Here is a 25,223-nt window from a genome sequence, read left to right as displayed (position 1 = left end):
CTTCGGAGCTCAGGGAGCGGGGGTGTTCACCCGGATGCCGCGGCTCTCGAGTCGCGGCATCACCTCGGCGGCGAAGTACTCCAGTTCACCGGCGTAGTCGACGAAGGACATGGTGATGCCGTCGAACCCGGCGGCGGCGAACTTGGCGATCTCGTCGGCGACGTCGTCGGGTGTGCCGATCATCGGGCAGGTGCCGTGGCCCGCGGCGAAGCGACTGCGGAAGGTCGCGAGCATCTCTTTGGTGAACGACTGGGCGTGCATGCCCTGCAAGGTCATGAGGTTGTCGACGGCCTCCCAGTCGGCATTCTCCTCGGCGTAGTAGTGCAGGAACTCCTGTGCCTCCGCACGAGTCGGGCGGCACACCACATGGGTGGGTGAGACGACGCCGGCGGTGCGGCCGAGCGCCGCGGAATCCGCGCGGATCGCCTTGACGACGTCGGCACCCTCCTCCGGACTGCCGACGATGGTGAACACCAGGTCCGCGTTGCGGGCCGCGAAAGCCTTTCCCTGCGCACTGGAACCGGCGTTGAGGACCGGGACCCGGCCACCGGCCGGCTTGGGTGCCCCTTCGAGCCCGCGCAGCTTCCAGAACCTGCCCTCGTGGTCCCAACGTCCTTCACGCGACCACAGGTCGGCGACGATGTCGAACCACTCCTGGGCCATCTCGTACCGCGCGTCGTGGTCGGTGGGCAGCTCCGAACCCATCGCCTCGTACTCGGGCTGGTTCCAGCCCGCCACCACATTGAGGCCGGCGCGCCCCGGGGCCACCTGGTCCATCGTCGCGATCTGCTTGGCGGTCACCACCGGATGGTTGAACGCGGTGTGCACGGTGGCGAAGGCCCGCAGTCGCGTCGTCGTGGCGAGGATGGCGGTGGCCCACGGAATCGGCTCCAGCACGCTCTCGTGGAAGTTCGTCTCGCCGCCGTAGCCAATCCACCGGGCGATCGGCAGCATGAAGTCGATACCGACCTCGTCGGCGATCCGCGCGAGCCGCAGGTTGTCCTCCCAGGACGCCGACCATCGCTCGGGAATCCTGGTGACGGCGAGACCGCCGGAACAGTTGGCGGAGAACAGTCCCAGCTGGAAACGCTCGGTACCGGTCGTCGACATGGGGAGCACTCTTTCCTGTTCGGGGAGTTGCGCGACCGGAGTCTATCGCCGGCCCGCGAAGATCATCCGGCCGATGAACCCGACGACGATCATCGCGACGCCCACCCCGCCGACGATCAACGCGACCTGGGTGAGATCGGAGTAGGCCCCGTCGATGATCAGCTCGGCCACCTGCCGACCGGAGGATTCGGCGCCGGCGACCTCCTGCTTGGCGCGGTCGGCGAAGAACAGGCCGATGGCCCAGCTCGCCACCGCGGCCGCGACGGCGCCAAACCCGAGCCAGGCGAAGACCGTGCCACGGCGGTGGGCGAGCAGGAGGGCGAGGAGTCCCGCGATGACCGCGACCGCTGCCGAACCCCGGGCGAGCACGGTGATCTGGTTGCCGACCTCGGCGTATCTACCGGCCTCCAGACCCGAAGCGCCGTTGGTCAATTCGACGACGACCGGGCCCGAGATCGCGTTCGGGGTGCCGGTCAGGTTGAGGGCCCGGTTGATCATCGCGGTGATGTCGAGTTGCATGACCGACGTGTCCTCGCCCGGTGCGGGTTCGGTGAACAGCCAGGCGTGCTGCTGGCCGACGACGTCGGCGAAGTCGAGGCGGAACTGCTCGCTGTCGGTGTACTGCGCGGCCAGCGGACGCACCAGCGCACCCGCGATCGGGAGATCGGTGCGAGCGGTGGCCTGGGCGGCGATCTCGTCGGCGAGGTAGTCCTTCACCTTCTGGTTCTCGGCCATCGGCGCGACGGTCGAGACGAATCCGTCCTGGTCGACGATGCGCAGGTCCAGCCACAGGGCCGGGACCGCGAGCACGGTCGCCGCCATCGCGACGAGCGTCATCAGAGCACTGAGAAAGCTTCGCACCCCACGAGGCTACCGAGCCCCCGACCGCTGCTTCCTGCCCGCTACTCCCCGACGACGTCGGCGGCACGTCCGACGATCAGCGGGTCCGGCCGGCCGACGAAGTCGTGGTTCTTGCCGTCGTACTCGAAGAGGCTGAGCACGTGTCGCATCGCGTTGATGCGGGCGCGCTTCTTGTCGTTGGACTTCACCACCGTCCACGGCGCGTGGTCGGTGTCGGTGGCGGCGAACATCGCCTCCTTGGCCTCGGTGTAGGAGTCCCACTTGTCGAGCGAGGCGAGGTCCATCGGCGAGAGCTTCCACTGCCGGACGGGATCGATCTGGCGGATGGCGAACCGGGTGCGCTGTTCGAGCGGGGTCACCGAGAACCAGAACTTGACCAGGTTGATGCCGTCGTCGACGAGCATCTTCTCGAAGGCCGGGACCTGCGACATGAACTGCGTGTACTGCTGCGGATTGCAGAAACCCATGACGCGTTCGACGCCGGCCCGGTTGTACCAGGAGCGGTCGAAGAAGACCATCTCGCCGCCGGCCGGGAGGTGCTGGACGTAGCGCTGGAAGTACCACTCGGTCGCCTCGCGCTCGCTCGGCTTCTCCAGGGCGACCACGCGTGCTCCGCGCGGGTTGAGGTGTTCGTTGAAGCGTTTGATCGTGCCGCCCTTGCCGGCGGCGTCGCGACCCTCGAAGACCAGCAGATGCCGTTGCCCGGTCTGCTTGGACCACTTCTGGAGCTTGAGCAACTCGATCTGAAGGCGACGTTTGGTGACCTCGTACTCGCGCCGGCTCATGCGCTCTTCGTACGGATAGTCCTGACGCCACGTGTCGACCACGTTGCGATGCGGCAGCGTCAGCAGGACCGGGTCGTCGTCATCGTCGTCGTTCACGGTGAACTGCGTGACGTCGTGCAGGTCGACGAGTTGCTGGAGCGCCTCTCGTCCGTTCAGGACACTGAAGTCCGGGCCGACGTGGGAGTCTGCGTCGTGGAGGTCGGTCACGATCCCCACGATACGACGGCCGGGTGGACCACGCCCGACGCGCCGGTGAACGACGCGCCGCGTCGGGCGGGATCGGTCTCAGATCGGCGGACGAACCGACCGGTCAGTTGCGCAGATCGATGGAACCCGAGTGCAGGCAGGCTTTTCCGGTGGTCGAATCGACAGCCGCCGCGAAGCCGCCGCTGCACACCGCGCCGTCGGGTCCGGCGTAGGCCTGACCTCCCCAGCCGCCGATCGCGACGGTGGTACCGCCACGCCGTGCCTGCGCGATCGACAGCGCCTTGGGACCGGTGGTCACCGAGTACGCCACGCCGCGCGAGTTGGCTCCCGCCAGGGCCGACGATCCCGGCTGGAGGTTGTACGACGAGGCGTTGCCGCCGTTGTCCGACACGGAGATCGCGGTGCCGTTGCCACTGCGGTCCTCAGCGGTCGCCCGGCTACCCGGTCCGGCCTTGGCGCCACAACCGCTCGCACCCACGACCCGTTCGATCTGGTGCCCGTTCGACACCGTGCACTGAACAGCCGACGCAACCCCTTCACCGGACAACCCGGCGAATGCGACACAACCGGCGCCGCCCGCCAGGAAGACCAACGCCCGGACGGCAAATTTGTTCATTTTCAAGGGATTTGGCCTCCATGATGCAACGGCTCGGCTGATGACGATCCCAGGGTACCCGCGGCCTGCGCGGGCCACCCGCGGGATCGGCGGGTCTACACGTTCGGATGACGCCGGCCCGGTTCTGACGCGGTTCGGATCAGCCGGCAGCGCGCTTCTCCGCCTCGGCGGTGAGCCCCTTGCGGGCGGTGTCGACGGCCATCTTCTGCGCCCGCTTCACGATCAGCCCGGGGAGTTTGATCTTGAGGTCCACGGCCAGGTCGAAATGCACACGCGAGCCCTTGTCGGTGGCGGTGACGGTGTACTTCCCGTGTTGTTCGCTGAGCTGATTCGATTCGAGCAGGTGCCACTCGCAGGTCGTGTCGGTCCACTCGTAGGTGCAGGTCTGCTCGTCGGAGATGCCGGCCGCGGTGACCACCATGCGCACCGTCTTCGGAGTGCCGTCGTCGTACTCGTCGACGATCTCGGCCTCCTTGTGGGGACCCGACCAATCCGGGAGGGACTCGATGTCCATGAGTACTTCCATCACCACCGAGGCCGGGGCGGATACGTCGAATTCGATGTTCGCGGAGACTGCCATGGGGGTGAACCTACCGTCCGGCTTCCGCGGGCACACACCGAACCGCACTCCGGCGAGATCCGTGCTGGTCGGGCGACCCGGGACGCCCCCACAGGGACGCGGAGGGGTGTCAGCTCTCCCGGTCGACGAGATTCACCGGCCACGCCTCGTCGGGGATGTCGCGCAGTGTGCACGCCTGGTCCACGGCGGTGAACCATCCACGGAAATGCATGATCTCGCCGATGACCGGGTTCCGTACCGTCATGTCGCAACGGAAGCGTTCGCGCTTTTCGTCCCATCCCTCGATGTACTTCATCTGCGCGGTGAAGAGGCCCTTCATGCCCACCTTCGGTCCACGTCCCAGCCACCGCATCGGCCCGCTCTCGAGGAGCAGCTCGCCGGCCGGGGTCACCGACGGCTGGATCGGATAGAGGAACTCGGGTCCGTCGCCGAAGTAGTCGACGAGGCCGGTGTGTCCCGCGACGAGGAGGGAGTTGAGCTTGCGCGGACCGGTCGTGTACTGGAAGGTCCGCAGCACCGCCAGGGATTCGCGCTCGAGTTCGTCGACGTAGCAGTAGTAGGCCTGGGTGAACGGGACCATCCGACTGGTCTTGGACGGCAGGGCGTTCCGCTTGGCGTAATGCCAGAGAGCCGGCGGGGGCATCGCCGACGACACGTACACCGACTCGTACATCCCGTGGCAGATCTGGGCGACTCCGGAGGTGGAGTCGATGCCGTAACGCCAGGCGACGTTGGGATGGAGGCGGTCGAAGTCCGAGCCCAGCACATGCCGGAAGACCGGCGTCATCGCGTCCCCTCCCGAACTCGGCCCAGCGTCGTTTTCACGGCGTACTGCCACCGAGGTGGCGCCACCGTGAACCTACTACGGAGCTCGCCACAAGCCAACGGCGTAAGGGCGACAAGCGCCTACCGGTAGACCGCCGCATCGCAGAGCGCGGCCAGTTCGGCGATCACACGATCGAGCGGGTCGACGCTGCGTTGCGTCTGGCACAGTGCAACCGCTCCCTCGATGGCGGCCACGATCAGATTCGCCAGCGAATCGGCGCGTTCACTGTCCACGCCGTCGACGACGAGCCGGGCGGTGATGAGATCGGACCAGCGACGGAGGATCTCGGCTGCGGCGTCGGCCACCTCGGGCTCGCCCCTCCGTGCCAGGCCGCCGGCGATGACCGGGCAGCCGAACTGAAAGTCGGTGTTGACCAGCATGCGCCGCCAGACGCCGCCTATCTCGCGAACCGTCTCAGCAGGGGTGAGGGTGGCCCGCCGCGCGAGCCGCTCGGCGATGAAGTCTCCCGCGTACTGGACCGCCTCGGTCATGAGCTGCGTCTTGCCGCCGGGGAAATGGTGGTAGATGGACCCGCGGGGCGCGGCGCTCGCGGAGATGACGTCGCCGATAGAGGTCGCGGCGACGCCGTCGCGGCCGATCAGATCAGCGGCGTGGACGATCATCCGTTCCCGGGGGCCACGCTCATCCGATCCGGAGATGACGGATTCGGCGGAATGCGGCGCCATGACCTGCTCCTTCATCTCGTTCCGGGTGGTCTATGCAACTATACATAGCCACGCGGCTCCGAACGCGCGACCAAGCAAGTATGCAGGTCTTCATAATTGTCGGTTTCTATGCAACCATGCATAGTCATGACGACTTTCACCGAATCCACCGATCCGACCGCCATGTCCGGCCTGGAACTGCTGCGCGCCTGGCAGGAGGGCGGGGCCGGTACCGACAGGCCGAGCATCGGCCGACTCCTGGGCATGGTCCCCAAACAGATCGAGGAGGGCACGGTGACCTTCGCGGTGACCCCGCAGCCCGATTTCGCCAATCCGCTCGGCACCGTCCACGGCGGAATCTGCGCGACCCTGCTCGACTCGGTCATGGGCTGTGCGGTCCACACGACGCTTCCGGCCGGCGTCGGCTACACCACGCTCGAACTGAAGGTGAACTACATCCGTACCGTCGCCGTCGACGCCGGTGAGCTGACCGGCGTCGGCACCGTCATCCACGCCGGACGCACCACGGCCACGGCCGAGGGAAAGGTGTACTCCGACGACGGGAAACTGGTCGCGCACGGCACGACCACATGCATCGTCTTCCGGTAGACCCGATCAGCCCTCGACGAGGAAACGCTCGCGGATCTTGTCCTGCTCGCGGGTACCGATGCCGAGCGCCTCGCTGAAATACCCCTCGATGCCCCCGAACCGGGTCCGGACCTCGTCGAAGGCCGCGTCGAGGTAACCCGCGTCGACACCGAGCACCCCGACGAGGAGCTGCGGGTCGCCGCCCGCAGCCGCGAAACCGTCGAAGATGTGTTTCAGCGCCGGGATGAGCCGCTCGTTGGTGAGCAGGTAGTCGCGGTAGACGTCCTCCTTCCCCACCCCGACGAGGGTGAGGAATGCGGCGGCGGCCCAGCCGGTGCGGTCTTTGCCGGTCGTGCAGTGGAAGAGGATCGGGCTCGGTGCATCGCCGAGAAGTCCGCGATAGAACTCCGAATAGGCGGCCGTCGCGCTCGGCAAGGTGATCATCTCGCGGTAGGTGCCCGAGATCATCTCCCGCGCCTTACCACCGGCCAGGACCTTGTCGGCCTGGGCGACCACGGCCGGATCCGCGAGTACGGCACCGATGTTGGCCGGGATCGACATCTGCGCATCGGCCAGCACATCGAGCCCGATCTCGGTGACATCGGGCAGGGACGGGTCCGGGATGGCCTCCCTCTCGTGCACCGACCGGAGGTCGTACACCGTGCGGAGGCCGAGCGCCTCGAGCGCGGCGACGTCGGAGTCGGCGAGCGACGAGAAGTCCGTCGACCGGAACAGCAGCCCGGACCGCACCACTCGCCCGTCGGCGGTCCGCCAGCCGCCGAGGTCACGCAGATTCGGGAGGCTGCCGATCGGGCTCGACGCACCGGGTGTCACAGTCACGCGACACATCGTTGCAGATGAGCACGCCTCATCAGAGCCCAGCCGGTCGATCAGCGGGTCAGAGCGCGTTCGAGCATCGGCCACGACTTTGCCAGCTGGTCCTGCCAATACGGCCAGGAATGCGTCCCGGGCTCGTAGTCGAAGGTGGCAGGGATGCGCAGTTGCTTGAGCCTCTTGTCGAGGTTCTGCGTGCAATAATAGGTCGCCGCCTCGAGTGGGCCGCCCACACCGACGATCCTGGCGTACTCGACCACGTCGCCGTCGATCGCCTCGTTCGCCAAGCGATCGTGCCTCCCGGGCAGGCCGGTGCCGCTGCTGACATAGATCGCCTTGCCACGGAGTTTGTGAGCGTTGATCACGGGGTCGTGATCACGCCAGCCCGGACCACCGACCGGCCCCCACATGTTCCTGACGTCTCCCCTTTCGCCGACCACCGCCTGGACGGCCAACTGACCGAGCCGGGTGGAAGTCTCGGCGCATCCGCTGTACGCAGCCACCGCGCGGTAGAGATCCGGCGCACTCTCGGCCAGAGCGAGCACCGATGTTCCTGCCATGGAGATCCCGGCAATGCCGTTGGCCCCGCTACCGTTCACCTTCTGGTCGATGACCGGAGGCAGCTCCCTGGTGAGGAACGTCGTCCATTTGTTGATACCGAAGTTGGGATCGACCTTCACCCAATCCGTGTAATAGCTGTAGCCGCCGCTCATCGGCACCACGATGTTCACGTTCTTGTCGGCCGCGAACTTGACGATGTCGGTCTGTACGAACCAGTGCGCGTCACCCTCCCCGCCACCGGAGCCGTTGAGCAGGTAGAGCGTCGGACGGGGCACCGACGTGTCCGCCGCGACGAGCACGCGAACCGGCACATCACGGTTCATCGACGGTGAGTGCACGGTCAGGTCAAGGGCCCGTCCTTCCGCCATCGCTCGGGCGAGCAGGTCGGCCCGCTCCGCTTTCACCCCGGTATCTGCCACCGCGGTGGCAGAAATCGCCAGCGAGAGAACGACTACGATGACTGCGGCAAAAGCCCGAACCGTTCGCCGCTGGAGGTTTCCGCGCGTCACGGACATCTCCGTCCCTTCATATGTCGTAAAACGTCGTATCTGCCCGACAACAGATTCCCAACGCTCAGGTATCGATCCGAATACTTCGCGACGATACTCACCCGCAACGACAACAACGGTTTCTTCCGCGTTCTCGACACGATTCTCCGGTCTGTCATCGCGAAATAACGTTCGACAATCATGAATTCGCGATCATTAGGACAATTGTCCATCTCCGACGAAATCGTTGTGACCGGGGATTCTGCTAATCAGCCGGTCAACGCTGAGATCGATTCCACAGAAATGTCTCACCGTTCCCGGCGCGTGCCGGCGAAGAAATTTCGACCGATCGGACGACCCCACGGTGTGTCGCCTTTCTAGGCGTTCACCGGGACCGGGAACATCCTTCGTGGATTCTGCAGGAGTGCAGGCGGGATCACCGACGACCGTGCCACCGTGCCGGTCCACCGAACACGCCGTCGATGGGGAGCGAGAGTCTTTCCACGCCTGGTGAACTCGTACTCGCTCGCGACGACCCCGAGCGGGAGCACCGTCGGGTCGTCGGCATCGACGACTGCCACCTCGTCGCCGGGAGTCAGGTCGTCGACGAAGGACGCCAGTACGCGGAGGTCCTTGCCCGGTCGCCGTCCCGGGCTGCACTCCTTGAGCAGGGCGCGCAGCCCGTCGGCAGTGGCCGTCGCGGCGTCGACGTCGACACCGGACTCGGTTCCGAGGCCGACGATGTCGCGCCGACGGAACTCGTCGAACTGCTCCTTCGATGACGGCCGGATGATCCACACCGTGCGATCACGGTCATTCCGGTCCGGCGCCGCTTCCGGCGGTTCGGGCCAGAAATACGGGAGATCGTCGGCGACGTCGCCGAACTCAGCGACGTAGAAGTCGGGATCCTTGCGCAGCAACGCCGACCGATGGCTCCGATGGAGGCGGTCGTCGCCCAGCCACGGCGGCATCAGACCGGCGTCGGCGAGATCCGACTGGGAGGCGCCCACCACCTCCGGTGCGAACTCGGCGATCATCGCAGCGGTGGTGTCCGCGCGTCCCTCACGACGCCAGACGTCGACGAAGGCCAGGCCATAGGAGACGAGAGCGGGAGTGTGCCCGCGCCACATCGTGACCGCCGGGTGGTTGCCCCAGCCGTAGTCGAACAGCTCCAGGGCACGCAGGATCTGCAGGGTCTCCACCCGCTGCTTGCCCAGCCGCGCGGGATCGAGGGCCTCGGCGGACCGCCGGAAGTCCGGGTAGGGCAGGAACGTCTGCATCGAAGGTGCCTTACCCAAACCCGGCAGTTCGCACACGAGGATCAGTCGGCGTGCACCTTCTCCAGGACCTGGGTGAAGGTCTCGGCGGGCTGCGCGCCGGACACGCCGTATCTGCCGTTGAAGACGAAGAACGGGACGCCGCTGATCCCGTAGGCGCGCGCCTGGTCGATGTCGGCGGCGACCGCCTCGGCATGGTCGCCGGATTCGAGCGCCGCGAGCACGGCGTCGCGGTCCAACCCGACCTCTGCGGCCAGGTCGGCGAGATCGGCGGGCCTGCCGACGTGCCGCCCCTGCTCGAAGTACGCCTGGAACAGCCGTTCCGCCAACTCCGGCTGCTTGCCGTGGGCGCGCGCGAAGTGCAGCGCCTCGTGAGCCTTGAGGGTCTTGGTGTGCCGGAGGTTGTCGAAGTCGTAGTCGAGGCCGACGTCGGCCGCGATCCCGCGGACCTGCTCGAGCATCCCCTCGACCTGGGCGGCGGGCATTCCCTTGTGCCGGACCAGGAAGTCGATCTCCGAGCCCTCGAAGTCGACCGGCGTGTCCGGTGCGAGTTCGTAGCTGCGGTAGGTCACCTCGACGTCGTCACGTCCGGCGAACTCGGCGAGACCCGCCTCGAAGCGGCGCTTCCCGATGAAGCACCAGGGGCAGGCGATGTCGGACCAGATGTCGACGGTGATGGGAGAAGCCATGTGGTCTTCAACCCCCTTCTGTCGCGCGCCATTCCGGCCGACGACTCGAACACGGACAGACGAAACCGGCCCACTCCGCGAGGGAGTGGGCCGGTTCGTGTGCTGTAGAGCTGGTGGAGCTAGGGGTTCTGGATCAGAAGCCCATGCCGCCCATCTCGTCGGCGCCCGGCATGGCCGGTGCGGCGTTCTTCTCCGGCTTGTCGGCGACGACGGCCTCGGTGGTGAGGAACAGAGCCGCGATCGAGGCTGCGTTCTGCAGCGCCGAGCGGGTGACCTTCACCGGGTCGTTGATGCCGGCGGCCAGCAGGTCCTCGTACTCACCGGTCGCGGCGTTGAGGCCGGTGCCGGTGGGCGAGTTCAGGACCTTGTCGGCGACGACGCCCGGCTCGAGGCCGGCGTTGACGGCGATCTGCTTGGCCGGAGCCGAGAGAGCGACGCGGACGATGTTGGCGCCGGTGGCCTCGTCACCCTCGAGCGAGAGTGCGTCGATGGCCGGCTCCGACTGGAGCAGGGCCACGCCACCACCGGCGACGATGCCCTCTTCGACGGCAGCCTTGGCGTTGCGCACGGCATCTTCGATGCGGTGCTTGCGCTCCTTGAGCTCGACCTCGGTGGCCGCGCCCGCCTTGATGACCGCAACACCGCCGGCCAGCTTGGCCAGGCGCTCCTGCAGCTTCTCACGGTCGTAGTCGGAGTCGCTGTTCTCGATCTCGCCACGGATCTGGGCCACGCGACCGGCGATGGCGTCGGGATCGCCCGCGCCCTCGACGATGGTGGTCTCGTCCTTGGTGACGACGACCTTGCGAGCGGTACCGAGGAGCTCGATGCCGGCGCCCTCGAGGGACAGGCCGACCTCTTCGCTGATGACCTCGCCACCGGTGAGGATGGCGATGTCGGCCAGCATGGCCTTGCGGCGGTCACCGAAGCCCGGAGCCTTGACGGCGACGGACTTGAAGGTGCCCTTGAGCTTGTTGACGACCAGGGTCGAGAGGGCTTCGCCCTCGACGTCCTCGGCGATGATCAGCAGCGGCTTGCCGGCCTGGATGACCTTCTCCAGCAGCGGCAGCAGGTCCTTGATGGTCGAGACCTTGCCCGAGACGAGCAGGATGTACGGGTCGTCGAGGACGGCTTCCTGACGGTCGGCGTCGGTGACGAAGTACCCCGAGATGTAGCCCTTGTCGAAGCGCATGCCCTCGGTGAGCTCGAGCTGCAGGCCGAAGGTGTTGGACTCCTCGACCGTGATGACGCCTTCCTTGCCGACCTTGTCCATCGCCTCGGCGATGAGCTCGCCGATCGAGGGGTCGCCGGCCGAGATGCCCGCGGTGGCAGCGATCTGCTCCTTGGTCTCGACCTCCTTGGCGCTCTTCAGCAGCGACTCGGTGACAGCCTCGACGGCCTTCTCGATGCCGCGCTTCAGACCCAGCGGGTTGGCGCCGGCAGCGACGTTGCGCAGACCCTCACGGACGAGAGCCTGTGCCAGGACGGTGGCGGTGGTGGTTCCGTCGCCCGCGACATCGTCGGTCTTCTTGGCGACTTCCTTGACCAGCTCGGCGCCGATCTTCTCGTAGGGATCCTCCAGCTCGATCTCCTTGGCGATGGAAACACCATCGTTGGTGATCGTGGGGGCGCCCCACTTCTTCTCCAGAACGACGTTGCGACCCTTGGGTCCCAACGTCACCTTGACGGCGTCGGCGAGGCTGTTGAGGCCCCGCTCGAGGCCGCGACGGGCCTCTTCGTCGAACGCGATTTGCTTGGCCATGGGTAAGTGATCCTCCGAAGGGGGTGACACTAGGTTCGTATGGCCGGAACTCGGTGCCCGCGACGGACGACCGGTGTGTCATTCGGTACCGATCTCACCGTCCCGACCTGGCACTCACAGCTCGCGAGTGCCAACGTCCGTTTTAGCACTCGCCCCTGGCGAGTGCAAGGTCGCACCGGCCCGGACTCCACCGCATCCACCTGGCCGGCCGCCGAGCCCCTGGCTAGGTTGTGGACATGTCTCTCGCGAACAGGCCGTTCCGGTTCGGGGTCAACATGCTCGCCGTGGACACCAGCTCGTCCTGGAAAGAGCGCGCGCGGCACGTCGAACAGCTCGGCTTCGACGTCCTGCTGGTCCCGGACCACCTCGGCATCCCGAGCCCCTGGCCTGCACTCGCGACGGCGGCCGCCGCGACCGAACGACTCCGCGTGGGCCCGTTCGTCCTCAACGCGGCGTTCACCAACCCGGCGCTGCTCGCCCGCGATGTGGCGACCGTCGACCAGCTCTCCGACGGTCGCGTCGAGCTCGGACTGGGCACCGGCTACGTCAAAGAGGAGTTCGAGTCGGCCGGAATCGAATTCCGGCCGGCGGGCCGCCGGGTCGATCACCTGGGTGACACGGTCACCCGGGTGGCGTCCCTGCTGAACGACCCCGAACACACGCCGCGCCCCGTGCAGGAGCGCGTGCCACTGCTCCTCGGCGGGAACGGCGACCGCGTGCTCCGGATGGCCGCCGAGCACGCCGACATCGTCGGGTTCACCGCGGCGCGCACCGGTCGCGACGGCGACCTCGAGCCGCTCTCCGCAGACGATTTCGCCGAACGCGTCGCATTCGCCCGGTCCGCGGCCGGCGACCGGGTAGACGACATCGAATGGAATCTGCTGATGCAGATCGTCGTGGTGACCGACGAGGCGACACGCATCGCCGAGGAGAACATCGAGAAGTGGCAGTTGTCGATGAGTCCGCAGGAGTTCCTCGACCTGCCCTCGATCCTCATCGGCTCCGCCGCCGACATCGCCGACCAGCTCGTCACGATGCGCGAGCGCACCGGGATCAGTTACATCACGGTCCTCGAACCAGTGCTCGAGCAGTTCGCACCGGTGATCGAACTGCTGCGCGACGTCGACGCCCGGGCGGACTGGTAGCGGGCGTCATTCGGCTCGCCGAACCGAGCTGACGGGACCCCGGTCTCCGGATAGTGTCGGCGAGGTGGAGTTCCTGCTGATCATCGTCGTGGCCCTGCTCGCGATCATCGCGGTGGTCGCCATCTTCAACTACCTGGGCAACCGCAAGGCCCGCCAAGCCGAGGCGGACGCCCTCCGCAACCGCACGTACCGGCCCGGGGACCCGTTCTCCTCTGCCGACGACGACTCCGTCTACGGCGACCCACGCCAACTCAAGCCGGGCGACCTCGTCGAGCTGCGCGGCGAGACCTATGCGGTCCGCGGCACCGTGCGGCTGACCCAGGACGGATACACCTGGACAGAGAACTTCCTCGACACGGGACTCGGCAGCAAGGCCTGGATCTCGGTCGAAGACGATCCCGACCTCGAGGTCGTGCTGTGGCATGAACTGTCCGGCGTCGTCGTCGAGCCCGGACCCGGCACGGTCGAGGTCGACGGCCGCCGCTACCACTCCGAGGAGGCCGGCACCGCCCGGTTCACCTCGGCGGGCACCACCGGCGTCGCAGCGTCGGGCCGGATGGCCTACCACGACTATCAGGCCGGCAACGAGCGGTTGTCGTTCGAGGACTACGGCAGCGGTTGGGAATGTGCGCGCGGCGAACTCCTCACCCGCGCCGACTACCGCATCTTCCCCAGCAACCCCTCCGACCAGAACATCTGAGCGGCGAAGGACTGCGAGACACATGTCAGAACAGCCCGGCGCAACTGTCGCCCACCTTCCCGTCGCATACGCGGACACGAGCGCCGACCAGCTCGGTTTCTCGCTCGACGCCCCGCTGCAGGAGCCGCTCGCCCGGGAGGACGGGGAGATCGACGGCATCACGGTGTCGGTCCGCCTACTGGGCGCGAGCCATCAGGTCGTCGTCGACGACGGCGCCCGGCGCATCTGCGAGACCGTCGCATGCCTGCCCGACGTGAGCTCGGCGCTGCCGGAGACCTTCCAGCAGAGCGGTTATCTCTTCAGCTCCCGCATCGAGCGGGCCACTGACGATCAGATGGCCGCGCTCGTCGAACAACTCGGAGTCCGCGTCTCCGAACAGATGGCTTCGGGGAACCCGAGCGTGATGGGTGTGTTCCCCGGCGACCCCCACGCGGTGACCGCGATCGTCTCCGAATCGACGGCCGAACAGATCTCGTGGCACACCTGGCACACCTATCCGCAGGCCGGTGACGTGGTCATCACGACCAGCGTGATCCACCGCGGAGCGATGCGCGCATGACATATCCGCCCCCGCCCGGGCAACCGCAGCCCGACCCGCGCCGCCGGATCAACCGCATCCGCAACATCATCATCGGCGTCATCGTGGTGATCACGATCTTCGCGCTGCTCGGCGCGTGCGGCGCCCGTGCCCTGCGTGGCGGGCTGGGCGGGTCGGCGCGCGACTTCATCTCCCAGAACTACGAACGCAATACCACCCTGGACGAGGGGGACGTGGACGCCTACGTCGCCGAGGGCACCCCCACCGAGGTCGCCGAGGACATCCGTGACGCCGAACGCCCCACCGATCAGCGCGCCGGCGCATCGGGGACGGGCAATGTCGCGGGCACCCAGTTCCTCCAGTACCGCGACTACATGGTCGCCCTGTTCCCCTACGCCGCCAACCAGACCCGCGTGATGCTGAGCCGTGACTACCGGTCGGGTTACAACCGGTACCACAACTACGTCGGCGCCTTCTGGGTTCCGACGCCGGGTTATTCCGGCAGCGGCAGCAGCAATCGCGGTGGCGGCAGTGGAGGTGGCGGCAAGTGACGCCCGGACCCCAGTTCTCGCGACCGATCCCCCAGACCGAAACCACGGCCCGAACCCACGGAGATGACCATGCTCGCTGACATGACCGAGAACGCCTACGCCGCAGGTGCCTACGCGGGTGTCGGGGTGATCGTGATGATCGTGTCGTTCGCGATCGTCGACCTGCTGACCCCGGGCAAGTTGCGTCACCAGCTCTGGGCCGAACGCAACCGCAACGCCGGAATCCTGGTGGGATCCAACCTCTTGGCGGTGGCGATCATCGTGACCGCCGCAATCGTCGCCAGCGAGGGTCGCCTGCTCGAGGGCCTCACCTACACGGTGGTCTACTCCGCGATCGGCCTGATCGTGATGGGCGTGACCTTCCTGGTCATCGACGCTCTGACCCCCGGCAAGCTCGGCGAGATCCTCGTCCACCCGGAAAGCCACCCGGCGGTATGGGTGCAGGGCATCGCCCACATCGGGGTCGCGGTCATCATCGCCGCCTCCATCCTGTGAGCACGCGCTCCTGTGAGAGCTGACTTTCCGTGACGCTCACCGACACCTCGACCGAACCGCTGTCCGCGCGACCACGTTTCGCGCGGTCCGCCCTGTTGGCCGTGGTGTTCGTCTGCGCCGCCTGCGGTCTCGTGTACGAGTTGGCGCTGGTGTCGCTGGGTTCCTTCCTGATCGGCAACACCGCGACGCAGGCGTCGATCGTCCTCGCGGTGATGGTGTTCGCGATGGGTGTCGGATCCCTGGCCGCGAAACCGCTCCAACCGCACTCGGTGGCCGCATTCGCGGTCATCGAGTTGCTGCTCGCCCTCCTCGGCGGACTGTCGGTGATGGCCCTCTACGCCGCCTTCGCCTACCTGGAGCTGTACACGCCGGCGCTCATCGTGGTGGCCTTCGTCCTCGGCGTCCTGATCGGGGCCGAGATCCCGTTGTTGATGGTGCTGCTGCAACGGATTCGACGCCAGGAGCCGGGCGCGGCGGTCGCGGACATGTTCGCCGTCGACTACATCGGCGCGCTGATCGGCGGTCTCTGCTTCCCTTTCCTGTTGCTGCCGTTGTTCGGTCAGCTGCGCGGGGCGCTCGTGGTCGGACTCGTCAACGCGGCCGCGGGTTGCTTCCTGGTGTTCGTCATCTTCCGGAAGTCGTTGGGCCGCGGCCAACTCGCCCTGCTGTCCGCCGGGGCGCTGGCGGTGGTCGCGGCTCTCGTGGCCGGCCTGATGCTGTCCGCCCGGTTCGAGGTGACCGCCCGGCAGGCCCTCTACCGCGACCCGATCGTGGCCGCCGCCCGCAGCGCCTACCAGGACATCGTGATCACCGAGAGGTCCACCGGCGCAGGCCCGGACATCCGCCTCTTCCTGAACGGCGACCTCCAGTTCTCCTCGATCGACGAGCACCGGTATCACGAGGCACTCGTCCATCCGGCGATGTCGGGTGACCGGTCCTCGGTGCTCGTGCTCGGTGGCGGCGACGGTCTGGCGCTGCGTGAGGTGCTCCGCTACCCGGATGCGCAGGACGTGACGCTCGTCGAACTCGACCCGGAGATGATCCGGCTGGCACGCACCGACTCCCGCCTGACCTCGCTCAACCGGGGGTCGATGACCGATAGTCGGGCCGAGGTGGTGACCGCCGACGCCTTCAGCTGGTTGCGGCAGACGAACCGCCGTTTCGACGTGATCATCGTCGACATGCCCGATCCCGACGACTCCGCCACCGCCAAGTTGTACTCCACCGAGTTCTACGCACTCGTGCGCGCACGCCTCGCAGCGCACGGTCGCGCCGTCGTGCAGGCAGGTTCGCCGTACTTCGCGCCGAAGTCGTTCTGGTGCATCGCCTCCACCATGAGGGAGGCCGGGCTCCCGGCCACGCCGTACCACGTCGACGTCCCGGCATTCGGCGACTGGGGTTTCCACCTCGCGGGTGCCGACGGGCCGATCAGCCCGACCGTCGACGCCCCCGGGCCGCTGCGGTTCCTGAGTGCGGAACAGCTCACCGCGGCGACCGTTTTCCCGCTCGACCGGCAACCACTCGACCTTCCCCCGTCGACCCTGATGGACCCGCGCATCCTGCGGTACGCGCAGGGCGAGTGGGCCATCTACTGAACGGGTCCCGACGCAGGAGTCGCGTATCGTCGCGCGCCCCAACACGATTCGCGACACCGGTCACACCGATGCACGGCGGCCGAACGCGCCGTCTCTGACCTGCGATGTCAACTAGGGTGACACCATGTCGAGCGAAGTGGCCATCGTCGGGTCGATCCTGCTGCTGATCATGGTGCTCGGCCTCGTCGCGCTGGTCCGGACGCGGCGTCAGGTCACCACACCGACCGAACGCGCCGTGCACATGGCGCTGCACACCGCGTCTCTGGCGGCGCGATCGCTACGCACCGGACTCTCCGAGGAGTCGGCGGCCGAAGCCCTCCCCCATCTGCGCACGCTGACCTCGGCCGAGGCCGTCGCACTCTTCGACGACGAGCCTCGGCGACTCGCCCACGACCCGGACGACGACGAGATCTGGGACCCCGACATGCTGCGGGAGGCCGCTAAGGCAGCGGCGTCGGCGACCGGTGATCAGCGCCGGGTTCTGGTGTCCGACCCGTGCGGCGCGGAGTCGCCGGTCCGGGCCCTCATCGCGCAGCCCCTCGTCGCCAGCGACATCGATGTCGGCGTTCTCGTCGTCGCCACGACCCGTCGTCCGGGCCCGGGCATGCTCGGCGCCGTCGCCGAGGTCGCCCGCTATGTGTCGAGCCAGATCGAGTTGGCCGAACTCGACGCCTCCCGCGCCCGCCTGGACCGGGCGGAGGTGCTCGCGCTCCGCGCGCAGATCAGCCCGCACTTCATCTACAACGCCCTCAACACGATCGCCTCGTTCGTCCGCACCGACCCCGACCGTGCCCGCGAACTCGTCCTCGACTTCGCCGATTTCACGCGCTACTCGTTCCGCGCGAGCGGCGAGTACACCGTGCTGGCCGACGAGCTGCGCAACATCGACCGCTACCTCACCCTCGAACGGGCCCGCTTCGGCAACTCCCTGGACGTGAAGCTGCACGTCGCGCCGGAGGTCCTGAACGTCGTCGTACCGTTCCTCGCACTGCAACCGCTCGTGGAGAACGCGGTCCGTCACGGGCTCGCGTCGAAGGGCGGCGGCACCATCACCATCACCGCGGCCGACGAGGGCACCGACTGCGTCATCACCGTCGAGGACGACGGCGTCGGCATGGATCCCGAACTCCTGCGCAGCGGCGCACTCGACGCCCTCGACCACAGCGAGGGTGCGCACGTCGGGCTCACCAACGTCGACCATCGTCTCCGCGCCGCGTTCGGCAACGACTACGGACTGGTGGTCGAGACGGCGGTGGGCGCCGGGACCAGGGTGGGCATGCGCGTGCCGAAGTTCCGGGCGGGTATCCGGGCTTAGCCGGTCAGAAGACCGCCCTGGCGGCCAGGAACGTCACCGCGGCGAAGACGGCGGCCGCCGGAAAGGTGGTCACCCAGGCGGCGGCCATGTTGCCGGCCATGCCCCAACGCACCGCACTCGTGCGCTTGGTCGAGCCGACGCCCATGATGGCCGAGGAGATCACGTGGGTCGTCGAGATGGGCGCGCCCATACCGGCCGAGGCGACGTAGAGAACCGACGCCGCGGTGGCCTCGGCGGCGAAGCCCTGCGGCGGGTCGAGTTCGATGATCTTGCGGCCGAGTGTGCGCATGATGCGCATGCCGCCGGTGGCGGTGCCGAGAGCGAGGACGATCGCGGTGAGCAGGAAGCACCACAGCGGGATCGAGTAGTCGTCCTGGTAGCCGGCGACGACGAGCGCGAGCACCACGATGCCCATCGTCTTGGCCGCGTCCTGCATGCCGTGGCCGAAGGCCATCATCGCGGCCGACACGGTCTGTGCGTGCCGGAACCGTCGGCCGGTGATCGCCGGCGACGCGTTGCGGAAGAGCCACATGATCGCGAGCATCGCCGCCGCGCCCAGCAGGAAGCCGGCGACCGGGGAGAGCACCATCGGCAGCAGGATCTTCTCGACGACACCGTCCCAGAGCACGGTGACCCCGGCGACCAGGGCCGCGCCCACCATGCCACCGATCAACGCATGGGAGGAGGACGACGGCAGGCCGAACCACCAGGTGATGAGATTCCAGGCGATGGCGCCGATCAGGGCGCATCCGACGAGCATCAGCGCGTCCGGCCCCTCCTTGAGGTCGATGATGCCCGAGCCGACCGTGCTGGCCACCTTGGCACCGAAGAAGGAGCCGACCAGGTTGCCGACGGCGGCCATCGCCAGCGCCGCGCGGAGCGTGAGGGCGCGGGTTGACACGGAGGTCGCGATCGCGTTGGCAGAGTCGTGGAAACCGTTGGTGAACGTGAAGGCCATGGCTAGACCGATCACCACGAGAAGTGCGAACACGGGTGTGTCACGACTCCTTGAGGACGATGGTCTCGACGATGTTGGCGACCTTCTCGAAGGAATCGGCCGCATCCTCGAGCTCGTCGGCGACGTCCTTCAGTTTCATCACGCTCAGCGCGTCGAGGTGGCCGTCGAACAGGTAGGCCAGGAAGGTCCGGTAGGTGTGGTCGGCGCGGTTTTCGAGGGCGTTGATCTCGATCCAGTACCGCTCGAGGTCCTTCATGCCGGCCAGCCGCGGCATCGCGTCAGCGGTCACGCTCGCCGAGGTGTCGAGGATCTCGACCATCTCGCGCAGGTGCTGCGGGAGTTCGGTGACGCCGTAGAGGGCCATGAGGTGGGTCGCGGCCTCGATGTGGTCCATGACGTCGTCCAGGCTCGAACCGAGGACATAGATGTCGGAGCGGTCGAACGGCGTGATGAAGCTCGAGTTGACCGTGCGGAACATCTCGTGGGTGATGCGGTCGCAGTCGTGTTCGAGGTCGACCATCCGACGCGCGATCTCCTCGAAGTCCGGTTCGGGCTCCAGCAGGCCGGTGAGGGTCTTGGTCCCCTCGGCCAGGCACTGGGCCGAGGACGTGAACAACCCGTAGAAGAGATCGTTCTTGGGTTTGAACCGGGAGAACACAGTGACTTTCTTCCTATCTTGCGTCCAACGCATCGAGGCGACGCTGTGCAGCGACTTCCTCGGTGAGTCCGTCTGACGTCGGGATGGCCGTGCACAGAGTATCGAGCCCGCTCAACGGCGTACCCATGTGACCGGACTTTTCGCCGAATCTGAGAATCGGCTGTCAATCGCGGCGGCCGGTTGCGATCTGTGATGCGGCCCACGCGGTACGATCCTCGTGTCCGTCGTCGCGCGTCAGCGCAGCGGTCGGGAGGAGTCGCGCGTCAGCGCAGCAGTCGGGAGGAGATGGATGTCCGGGCTGGTGGTGCTCGCCGTCGACGACGAACCCCCTGCTCTCGACGAACTCCGCTACCTCCTGGACCGGCAGGACGGTGTCGCCGAGGTTGCCGCCGCGACGGATGCGACCGGCGCTCTTCGCGAGCTCAACTCCCGCCGGGTCGACGCGATCTTCCTCGACATCAACATGCCGGGCCTGTCCGGTCTCGAGCTCGCCGGCGTCCTCGCCAAGTACGCGGAGCCTCCCGCGATCGTCTTCGTCACCGCACACGAGGACAAGGCGGTCGACGCCTTCGAGGTCGGCGCCGTCGACTATCTGTTGAAACCGCTCCGCGAGGAACGACTCGCCCAGGCGCTCGGACGGGTCCGCGCGAGCCTCGACGCCCGCGCCAAGCCCGCCGAGGGCACTCCGGCCCCGACGCCTCCGGGTGAGCCGCGAGCCACCTCCGACGAGGTGATCCCGGTCGAGATGAGCGGGGTGACCTCGCTCGTCCGGCGTGATTCGATCTCGTGGGTCGAGGCCGTCGGCGACTACGCCCGACTCCATGCCGATTCCGGCGCCCACCTGGTCCGCATTCCGCTGTCGACCCTCGAGTCACGCTGGCAGGACAAGGGATTCGCCCGGGTTCACCGGTCCTATCTGGTGGCCCTGCCGATGGTCACCGGCCTGCGGACCACCGGGGGCGGGACCGTCGTCAGCGTGCGCGCGAACGGGGCGTCGGAAGCGGTGGAGCTGCCCGTCAGCCGTCGTCAGGTCCGCGACCTGAAGGACCGGCTCATCCGGGACCCGTTGCGCCAGTACCGTTCCCCCGCCGGTCGCGGCGATGTCTGAGAATCCGCAACGCGAGCGCGTCGTTCTCGCCTCTCGGCGTGGCGCCCGGATGGTGCGCACCCGGGTGGAGGTCCAGGAACAGACCGAGGTCGGCGACGCGCTGGTGCGCGGCCTGATGCGCGCACAACTCGGGTTGGCGTTGCGTCTCGGCGGAAGCCTGCTCGTCGTCGTGGTGGCGATCCCGCTGCTCGCCGTGCTGCTCCCGAACGTGGCCGAGACGACCGTCTTCGGCATCCGGATCACCTGGCTCGTCCTCGGACTCCTCGCCTATCCGGTGCTGTACCTGACCGGGCTGTTGTACGTACGGCTGGCCGAACACGCCGAACGTGACTTCATGAGTCTCGTCGACGACGACGCCGGCGATCCGGGTGGGACGTGAGCGGCGTCGACGTGCTGACCGCCGTGGGGTTGTTCACCGCGGCCGTCGCCACCATCGTGGTCGGGGCCTGGGGCGGCCGGTTCTCCCGCACGACGTCGGATTTCCTGGTGGCCTCACGCGCCGTCGGGTCGCGATGGAACGCCGCTGCGGTGTCGGGTGAGTACCTGTCGGCGGCGTCGTTCCTCGGTGTCGCCGGGCTCGTCGCGAAGTACGGCGCCGACGCGCTCTGGTACCCGGTCGGGTTCACCGCCGGGTATCTCGGCCTACTGCTGTTCGTCGCTGCACCACTGCGTCGTTCGGGCGCCTACACCGTGCCCGACTTCGCCGAGTTCCGGCTCTCCTCGACGGTCGTGCGAAAGACCGCGATGGTGGTCGTGGTCGTGGTCTGCGTGCTGTACCTCATCCCCCAGTTCCAGGGCGCGGGACTCACGCTCAACATCCTGCTCGGCGCACCCGTCTGGACGGGCGTGGTCGGCGTCGGGCTGATCGTGATCGTCAACGTCGTCGGCGGCGGGATGCGGTCGATCACCTTCGTACAGGCATTCCAGTACTGGCTCAAGCTGACCGCCATCGCGATCCCCACCCTCGTGCTGATCGGGGTGTTCGCGAACGATCCGGCGCGGGTCGGCGAACCCGCACCGCCGCGGGTCACGACCGCCACCACCGTCGACGTCACCACCGACGTCTCGGTGACCGTCGCCGAGACCAAGGGAGTACGTGTCACCGGCACGCTCGACGGTTCGCCGGTGGTCGACGCCCCGATCCCGTCCCCCGGTGGTCATGTCATCTCCGCCGACTCCGTCATCTTCCTCGACGCCGGCGCGGCCACCCCGGTCGTGGCGGGAGCCCCGGTCCACGGGTCGGACTGGGTGGCGCCCGGGGGCGGTCTCGGCGGGCGCCATCCGCTGTTCGGGGTGCTCTCCCTGATCCTCGCGACGTTCCTCGGCGTGATGGGTCTGCCTCACGTCCTCGTGCGCTTCTACACCAATCCGGACGGCCGCACGGCGCGTCGAACGGCGCTCGCCGCGATCGCACTGCTGTCGCTGTTCTACCTGTTCCCCGTCCTCCTCGGGGTGTTCGCGCGTCTCTACGTGCCCGAGCTGCTGATCACCGGTACATCCGACGCCGCGGTCCTCCTGCTGCCGAGCGCCGCCATCGGAGGCCTGGCCGGGCAGATCCTGGCCGCGCTGGTGGCGGCCGGCGCGATCGCAGCGTTCCTGGCCACGTCGTCGGGTCTCCTGGTGTCCGTGGCGGGGGCGCTGGCGACCGATGTCTTCCGCGGACGCGTCCGCGACTTCCGTATCGCCGCGGTCATCGGCGGGGCCATCCCCATCGCGCTCTCGCTGGCGGCGGGTTCACTGGAACTGTCCCGGACCGTCGGGCTGGTGTTCGCCGTCGCCGCGTCGACGCTGTGTCCTCTGCTCGTCCTCGGCATCTGGTGGCGGGGGCTGACATCCACCGGTGCGATCGCCGGGCTGATCGTCGGCGGGGTGTCGTCGGGTTCGGCCACCTCCCTCGCGATCGCCGGGGTGATCGACGACGACGTGCTGGGCGGCTGGCCGGCCGCACTGGTCGGTTATCCGGGCGCGGTCACCGTGCCGCTCGCCTTCGGCACGATGGTGCTGGTCAGCCTCGCGACCCGACGACGACTGCCCGGCGATCTCGCCCGCACGTTCGCGCGGATGCACGTCCCCGAACGTGTCGGGATGGGCGTCGACCGCCTTCCCGGCGCCTGACCGTTCGCCGTTCGTCGGATCTGATCGACCGCCCGTCGCACAGTCGACAGCCTTCAGCGTGTGACCCACGACACCGATTGCGGTGTGATCTGCGCCTCATCCAGGCTGTTCCCCGAAGTGCCATCACAGCGGTCTCCACCGCCGTGGCCCCATCGACTTGGAGGACAGCGTGTCGAACATCGACCAACCAGCAGCGGCACCACCGCATGCGCCGTCGGGCGAGCAGTTCATCGAGATGCAGAACAGCCCGCAGTTCCAGGAGCTCAAGGCGCGCCTGCGCAAGTTCATCTTCCCGATGACCGCGTTCTTCCTGATCTGGTACGCGGTCTACGTGCTGCTCGGCGCCTTCGCGCATGACTTCATGGCGATCCAGGTGTGGGGCAACATCAACCTCGGCCTGATCCTCGGACTGCTGCAGTTCGTGACCACTTTCGTCATCACCGGCCTGTACGTACGCTTCGCGAACCGCGAGCTCGACCCGCGTGCCGAGGCCATCCGCAACGAGATGGAAGGCGGCCGGTCGCTGTGAACACCTCCGTCCACACCACCACGCTCGCCGCCACCGTCGGCAGCCCGGTCGCCAACATCGCGATCTTCGCCGCATTCGTGGCGATCACGATGTACATCGTCATCCGGGCCAGCAAGAACAACAACTCGGCCGCAGACTTCTTCACCGGCGGCCGTGGCTTCTCCGGCCCGCAGAACGGCATCGCCATCGCCGGTGACTACCTGTCGGCGGCCAGCTTCCTCGGCATCGCCGGTGCCATCGCCGTCTACGGCTACGACGGCTTCCTCTACTCCATCGGCTTCCTCGTCGCGTGGCTCGTCGCGCTGCTGCTCGTCGCCGAACTGCTTCGCAACACCGGCAAGTTCACGATGGCCGATGTCCTCAGTTTCCGCCTCAAGCAGCGCCCGGTCCGTCTCGCGGCGGCCATCTCGACCCTCGCCGTCTCGCTGTTCTACCTGCTGGCCCAGATGGCCGGTGCCGGTGGCCTCGTCGCCCTCCTGCTCGACATCGAGGGTCGTCTCGGCCAGTCGATCGTGATCGCCGTCGTCGGCGCGCTGATGATCGTCTACGTGCTCATCGGCGGCATGAAGGGCACCACCTGGGTGCAGATCATCAAGGCGGTGCTGCTCATCAGCGGCGCGGCGATCATGACCTTCATCGTCCTCGCCAAGTTCGGCATGAACCTGTCGTCGATCCTCGGCGCCGCACAGGACGCCATCAGCAGCTCCGGCAGCGAAACTGTCGCCTCGCGTGACGTTCTCGCACCCGGCGCCCAGTACGGCGGCTCGCTCGAGTCCAAGATCAACTTCCTCTCGCTGGCCATCGCCCTGGTCCTCGGCACCGCGGGCCTGCCGCACGTGCTGATGCGCTTCTACACCGTGCCGACCGCGAAAGAGGCTCGTAAGTCGGTGGTCTGGGCGATCGCACTCATCGGCGCCTTCTACCTGTTCACCCTGATCCTGGGTTACGGCGCGGCCGCACTGGTCGGACCGGACAAGATCCTCGCCGCCGCCGGCGGACAGAACGCCGCGGCACCGCTGCTGGCCTTCGAACTCGGCGGTGTGGTGCTCCTCGGCATCATCTCCGCGGTCGCGTTCGCCACGATCCTCGCCGTCGTCGCCGGCCTCGCGATCACCGCGTCGGCATCGTTCGCCCACGACATCTACGCGTCGGTCATCAAGCGCAACAAGGTGAGTGAGGACGACCAGGTCCGCGTCTCGCGGTACACCGTCGTCGTGCTCGGTGTCCTCGGTATCGTGCTCGGCATCCTGGCCAACGGTCAGAACATCGCCTTCCTGGTGGCCCTGGCCTTCGCCATCGCGGCGGCCGCGAACCTGCCGACGATCGTGTATTCGCTCTACTGGAAGCGCTTCAACACCCGCGGCGCCCTGTGGAGCATGTACGGCGGCCTGATCTCCACTATCCTGCTGATCGTCTTCTCCCCGGCCGTCTCCGGCTCGTCGACCGCGATGATCCCCGGTGCCGACTTCGCCTGGTTCCCGCTGGCCAACCCGGGCATCGTCTCGATCCCGCTGGCCTTCGTCCTCGGCATCATCGGCACCCTGACCTCGCCGAGCGACGCCGGGACCCCGGAACGCAACGCGGAGATGGAGGTTCGCTCCCTCACCGGCATCGGTGCGGAGAAGGCAGTGCAGCACTAGCCTTCGCAGCAAACCCACCCCTTATGGCCG

27 protein-coding genes are annotated in these 25,223 nt (G+C 67.6%); 13 read left to right on the top strand and 14 right to left on the bottom strand.

Translation table 11 applies throughout. The features are described 5' to 3' along the window. Nucleotides 1-9 precede the first annotated feature (9 nt). The 7 genes from OK17_RS05750 to OK17_RS05720 all read right to left on the bottom strand — a co-directional run bounded on the left by OK17_RS05750 (nucleotide 10) and on the right by OK17_RS05720 (nucleotide 5,671). Nucleotides 10-1,110 (bottom strand): LLM class flavin-dependent oxidoreductase, encoded by a 1,101-nt coding sequence (locus OK17_RS05750; protein ID WP_461416912.1) that lies wholly within the window; start codon nucleotides 1,108-1,110, stop codon nucleotides 10-12. 42 nt (nucleotides 1,111-1,152) lie between these two features. After that, entirely contained in the window at nucleotides 1,153-1,947 is a 795-nt protein-coding gene (locus tag OK17_RS05745) for a hypothetical protein (protein ID WP_232716092.1), read from the bottom strand. Between the two features lie 65 nt (nucleotides 1,948-2,012). After that, nucleotides 2,013-2,963 (bottom strand): polyphosphate kinase 2, encoded by a 951-nt coding sequence (gene ppk2 / locus OK17_RS05740; RefSeq protein ID WP_040536449.1) that lies wholly within the window; start codon nucleotides 2,961-2,963, stop codon nucleotides 2,013-2,015. Between the two features lie 103 nt (nucleotides 2,964-3,066). After that, a complete protein-coding gene (locus tag OK17_RS05735) occupies nucleotides 3,067-3,585 on the bottom strand; it encodes a DUF6764 family protein (protein WP_006867286.1) in 519 nt (172 codons plus the stop codon). Between the two features lie 133 nt (nucleotides 3,586-3,718). After that, a complete protein-coding gene (locus OK17_RS05730; RefSeq protein WP_006867287.1) occupies nucleotides 3,719-4,159 on the bottom strand; it encodes an SRPBCC family protein in 441 nt (146 codons plus the stop codon). A gap of 109 nt (nucleotides 4,160-4,268) precedes the next feature. After that, nucleotides 4,269-4,946, bottom strand: coding sequence for a DUF4166 domain-containing protein (locus OK17_RS05725; RefSeq protein ID WP_154884575.1), 678 nt, complete (start codon nucleotides 4,944-4,946; stop codon nucleotides 4,269-4,271). 119 nt (nucleotides 4,947-5,065) lie between these two features. Next, on the bottom strand, nucleotides 5,066-5,671 hold the full coding sequence (locus tag OK17_RS05720; protein ID WP_154884576.1) for a TetR/AcrR family transcriptional regulator: 606 nt from the start codon (nucleotides 5,669-5,671) through the stop codon (nucleotides 5,066-5,068). A 108-nt stretch (nucleotides 5,672-5,779) separates the two neighbouring features. On the opposite strand from OK17_RS05720, the gene OK17_RS05715 reads away from it, so the two are divergent. Continuing rightward, entirely contained in the window at nucleotides 5,780-6,259 is a 480-nt protein-coding gene (locus OK17_RS05715) for a PaaI family thioesterase (RefSeq protein WP_232716032.1), read from the top strand. Nucleotides 6,260-6,265: 6 nt separating this feature from the next. Here OK17_RS05715 and OK17_RS05710 read toward each other — a convergent pair whose 3' ends face one another. From OK17_RS05710 to groL, 5 genes are all read right to left on the bottom strand, one after another. Continuing rightward, a complete protein-coding gene (locus OK17_RS05710; protein WP_232716033.1) occupies nucleotides 6,266-7,078 on the bottom strand; it encodes a tyrosine-protein phosphatase in 813 nt (270 codons plus the stop codon). A gap of 50 nt (nucleotides 7,079-7,128) precedes the next feature. Beyond that, entirely contained in the window at nucleotides 7,129-8,148 is a 1,020-nt protein-coding gene (locus tag OK17_RS05705) for an alpha/beta hydrolase (RefSeq protein ID WP_232716034.1), read from the bottom strand. A 350-nt stretch (nucleotides 8,149-8,498) separates the two neighbouring features. Next, nucleotides 8,499-9,401, bottom strand: coding sequence for an MSMEG_6728 family protein (locus OK17_RS05700; RefSeq protein WP_461416911.1), 903 nt, complete (start codon nucleotides 9,399-9,401; stop codon nucleotides 8,499-8,501). Nucleotides 9,402-9,442: 41 nt separating this feature from the next. Further along, nucleotides 9,443-10,087: a DsbA family oxidoreductase gene (locus OK17_RS05695; protein WP_154884580.1), complete on the bottom strand. Its 645-nt coding sequence runs from the start codon at nucleotides 10,085-10,087 to the stop codon at nucleotides 9,443-9,445. Between the two features lie 133 nt (nucleotides 10,088-10,220). After that, nucleotides 10,221-11,846, bottom strand: coding sequence for a chaperonin GroEL (gene groL, locus OK17_RS05690; protein WP_006867295.1), 1,626 nt, complete (start codon nucleotides 11,844-11,846; stop codon nucleotides 10,221-10,223). Nucleotides 11,847-12,082: 236 nt separating this feature from the next. Here groL and OK17_RS05685 point away from each other — a divergent pair, with 236 nt between their 5' ends. The 7 genes from OK17_RS05685 (at nucleotide 12,083) to OK17_RS05655 (ending at nucleotide 18,185) form a co-directional block, all read left to right on the top strand. Next, nucleotides 12,083-12,991 carry a TIGR03621 family F420-dependent LLM class oxidoreductase gene (locus tag OK17_RS05685; RefSeq protein WP_232716036.1) on the top strand — a complete coding sequence of 303 codons (909 nt, stop codon included), beginning with the start codon at nucleotides 12,083-12,085 and terminating at the stop codon, nucleotides 12,989-12,991. A gap of 64 nt (nucleotides 12,992-13,055) precedes the next feature. After that, nucleotides 13,056-13,691, top strand: a complete 636-nt coding sequence (locus tag OK17_RS05680) for a DUF4178 domain-containing protein (RefSeq protein WP_006867297.1) — start codon at nucleotides 13,056-13,058, stop codon at nucleotides 13,689-13,691. 22 nt (nucleotides 13,692-13,713) lie between these two features. Beyond that, a complete protein-coding gene (locus OK17_RS05675; RefSeq protein ID WP_232716037.1) occupies nucleotides 13,714-14,250 on the top strand; it encodes a DUF2617 family protein in 537 nt (178 codons plus the stop codon). Then, nucleotides 14,247-14,780, top strand: a complete 534-nt coding sequence (locus tag OK17_RS05670) for a DUF4247 domain-containing protein (protein ID WP_232716038.1) — start codon at nucleotides 14,247-14,249, stop codon at nucleotides 14,778-14,780. The genes OK17_RS05675 and OK17_RS05670 overlap by 4 nt, the downstream gene beginning before the upstream one ends. 69 nt (nucleotides 14,781-14,849) lie before the next feature. Then, nucleotides 14,850-15,275, top strand: coding sequence for a DUF350 domain-containing protein (locus tag OK17_RS05665; protein ID WP_006867300.1), 426 nt, complete (start codon nucleotides 14,850-14,852; stop codon nucleotides 15,273-15,275). 29 nt (nucleotides 15,276-15,304) lie between these two features. After that, entirely contained in the window at nucleotides 15,305-16,870 is a 1,566-nt protein-coding gene (locus tag OK17_RS05660; RefSeq protein ID WP_232716039.1) for a polyamine aminopropyltransferase, read from the top strand. A 124-nt stretch (nucleotides 16,871-16,994) separates the two neighbouring features. Then, a complete protein-coding gene (locus OK17_RS05655) occupies nucleotides 16,995-18,185 on the top strand; it encodes a sensor histidine kinase (RefSeq protein ID WP_461416910.1) in 1,191 nt (396 codons plus the stop codon). Between the two features lie 4 nt (nucleotides 18,186-18,189). Here the strand turns inward: OK17_RS05655 and OK17_RS05650 are convergent, their stop codons facing one another. After that, entirely contained in the window at nucleotides 18,190-19,176 is a 987-nt protein-coding gene (locus tag OK17_RS05650) for an inorganic phosphate transporter (RefSeq protein WP_461416909.1), read from the bottom strand. A gap of 7 nt (nucleotides 19,177-19,183) precedes the next feature. Beyond that, nucleotides 19,184-19,801, bottom strand: coding sequence for a DUF47 domain-containing protein (locus OK17_RS05645; RefSeq protein WP_232716041.1), 618 nt, complete (start codon nucleotides 19,799-19,801; stop codon nucleotides 19,184-19,186). Between the two features lie 289 nt (nucleotides 19,802-20,090). On the opposite strand from OK17_RS05645, the gene OK17_RS05640 reads away from it, so the two are divergent. The 5 genes from OK17_RS05640 to OK17_RS05620 all read left to right on the top strand — a co-directional run bounded on the left by OK17_RS05640 (nucleotide 20,091) and on the right by OK17_RS05620 (nucleotide 25,193). After that, nucleotides 20,091-20,909, top strand: coding sequence for a LytR/AlgR family response regulator transcription factor (locus tag OK17_RS05640; RefSeq protein WP_461416908.1), 819 nt, complete (start codon nucleotides 20,091-20,093; stop codon nucleotides 20,907-20,909). Beyond that, complete coding sequence (locus OK17_RS05635) at nucleotides 20,902-21,288, top strand: hypothetical protein (protein ID WP_006867306.1); 387 nt, start codon at nucleotides 20,902-20,904, stop codon at nucleotides 21,286-21,288. Before OK17_RS05640 ends, OK17_RS05635 begins: the two co-directional genes overlap by 8 nt. Continuing rightward, nucleotides 21,285-23,024 (top strand): sodium/solute symporter, encoded by a 1,740-nt coding sequence (locus OK17_RS05630; protein ID WP_461416907.1) that lies wholly within the window; start codon nucleotides 21,285-21,287, stop codon nucleotides 23,022-23,024. The genes OK17_RS05635 and OK17_RS05630 overlap by 4 nt, the downstream gene beginning before the upstream one ends. 169 nt (nucleotides 23,025-23,193) lie before the next feature. Next, nucleotides 23,194-23,553, top strand: coding sequence for a DUF485 domain-containing protein (locus OK17_RS05625; RefSeq protein ID WP_461416906.1), 360 nt, complete (start codon nucleotides 23,194-23,196; stop codon nucleotides 23,551-23,553). Beyond that, the gene (locus tag OK17_RS05620) at nucleotides 23,550-25,193 is read left to right on the top strand and encodes a solute symporter family protein (RefSeq protein WP_461416905.1); all 1,644 of its coding nucleotides are present in this window, start codon (nucleotides 23,550-23,552) and stop codon (nucleotides 25,191-25,193) included. The genes OK17_RS05625 and OK17_RS05620 overlap by 4 nt, the downstream gene beginning before the upstream one ends. Nucleotides 25,194-25,223: the final 30 nt, after the last annotated feature.

The sequence above is a fragment of the Gordonia sp. GN26 genome, from assembly GCF_054823965.1.
This window is presented reverse-complemented; position numbering and strand designations above follow the sequence as displayed.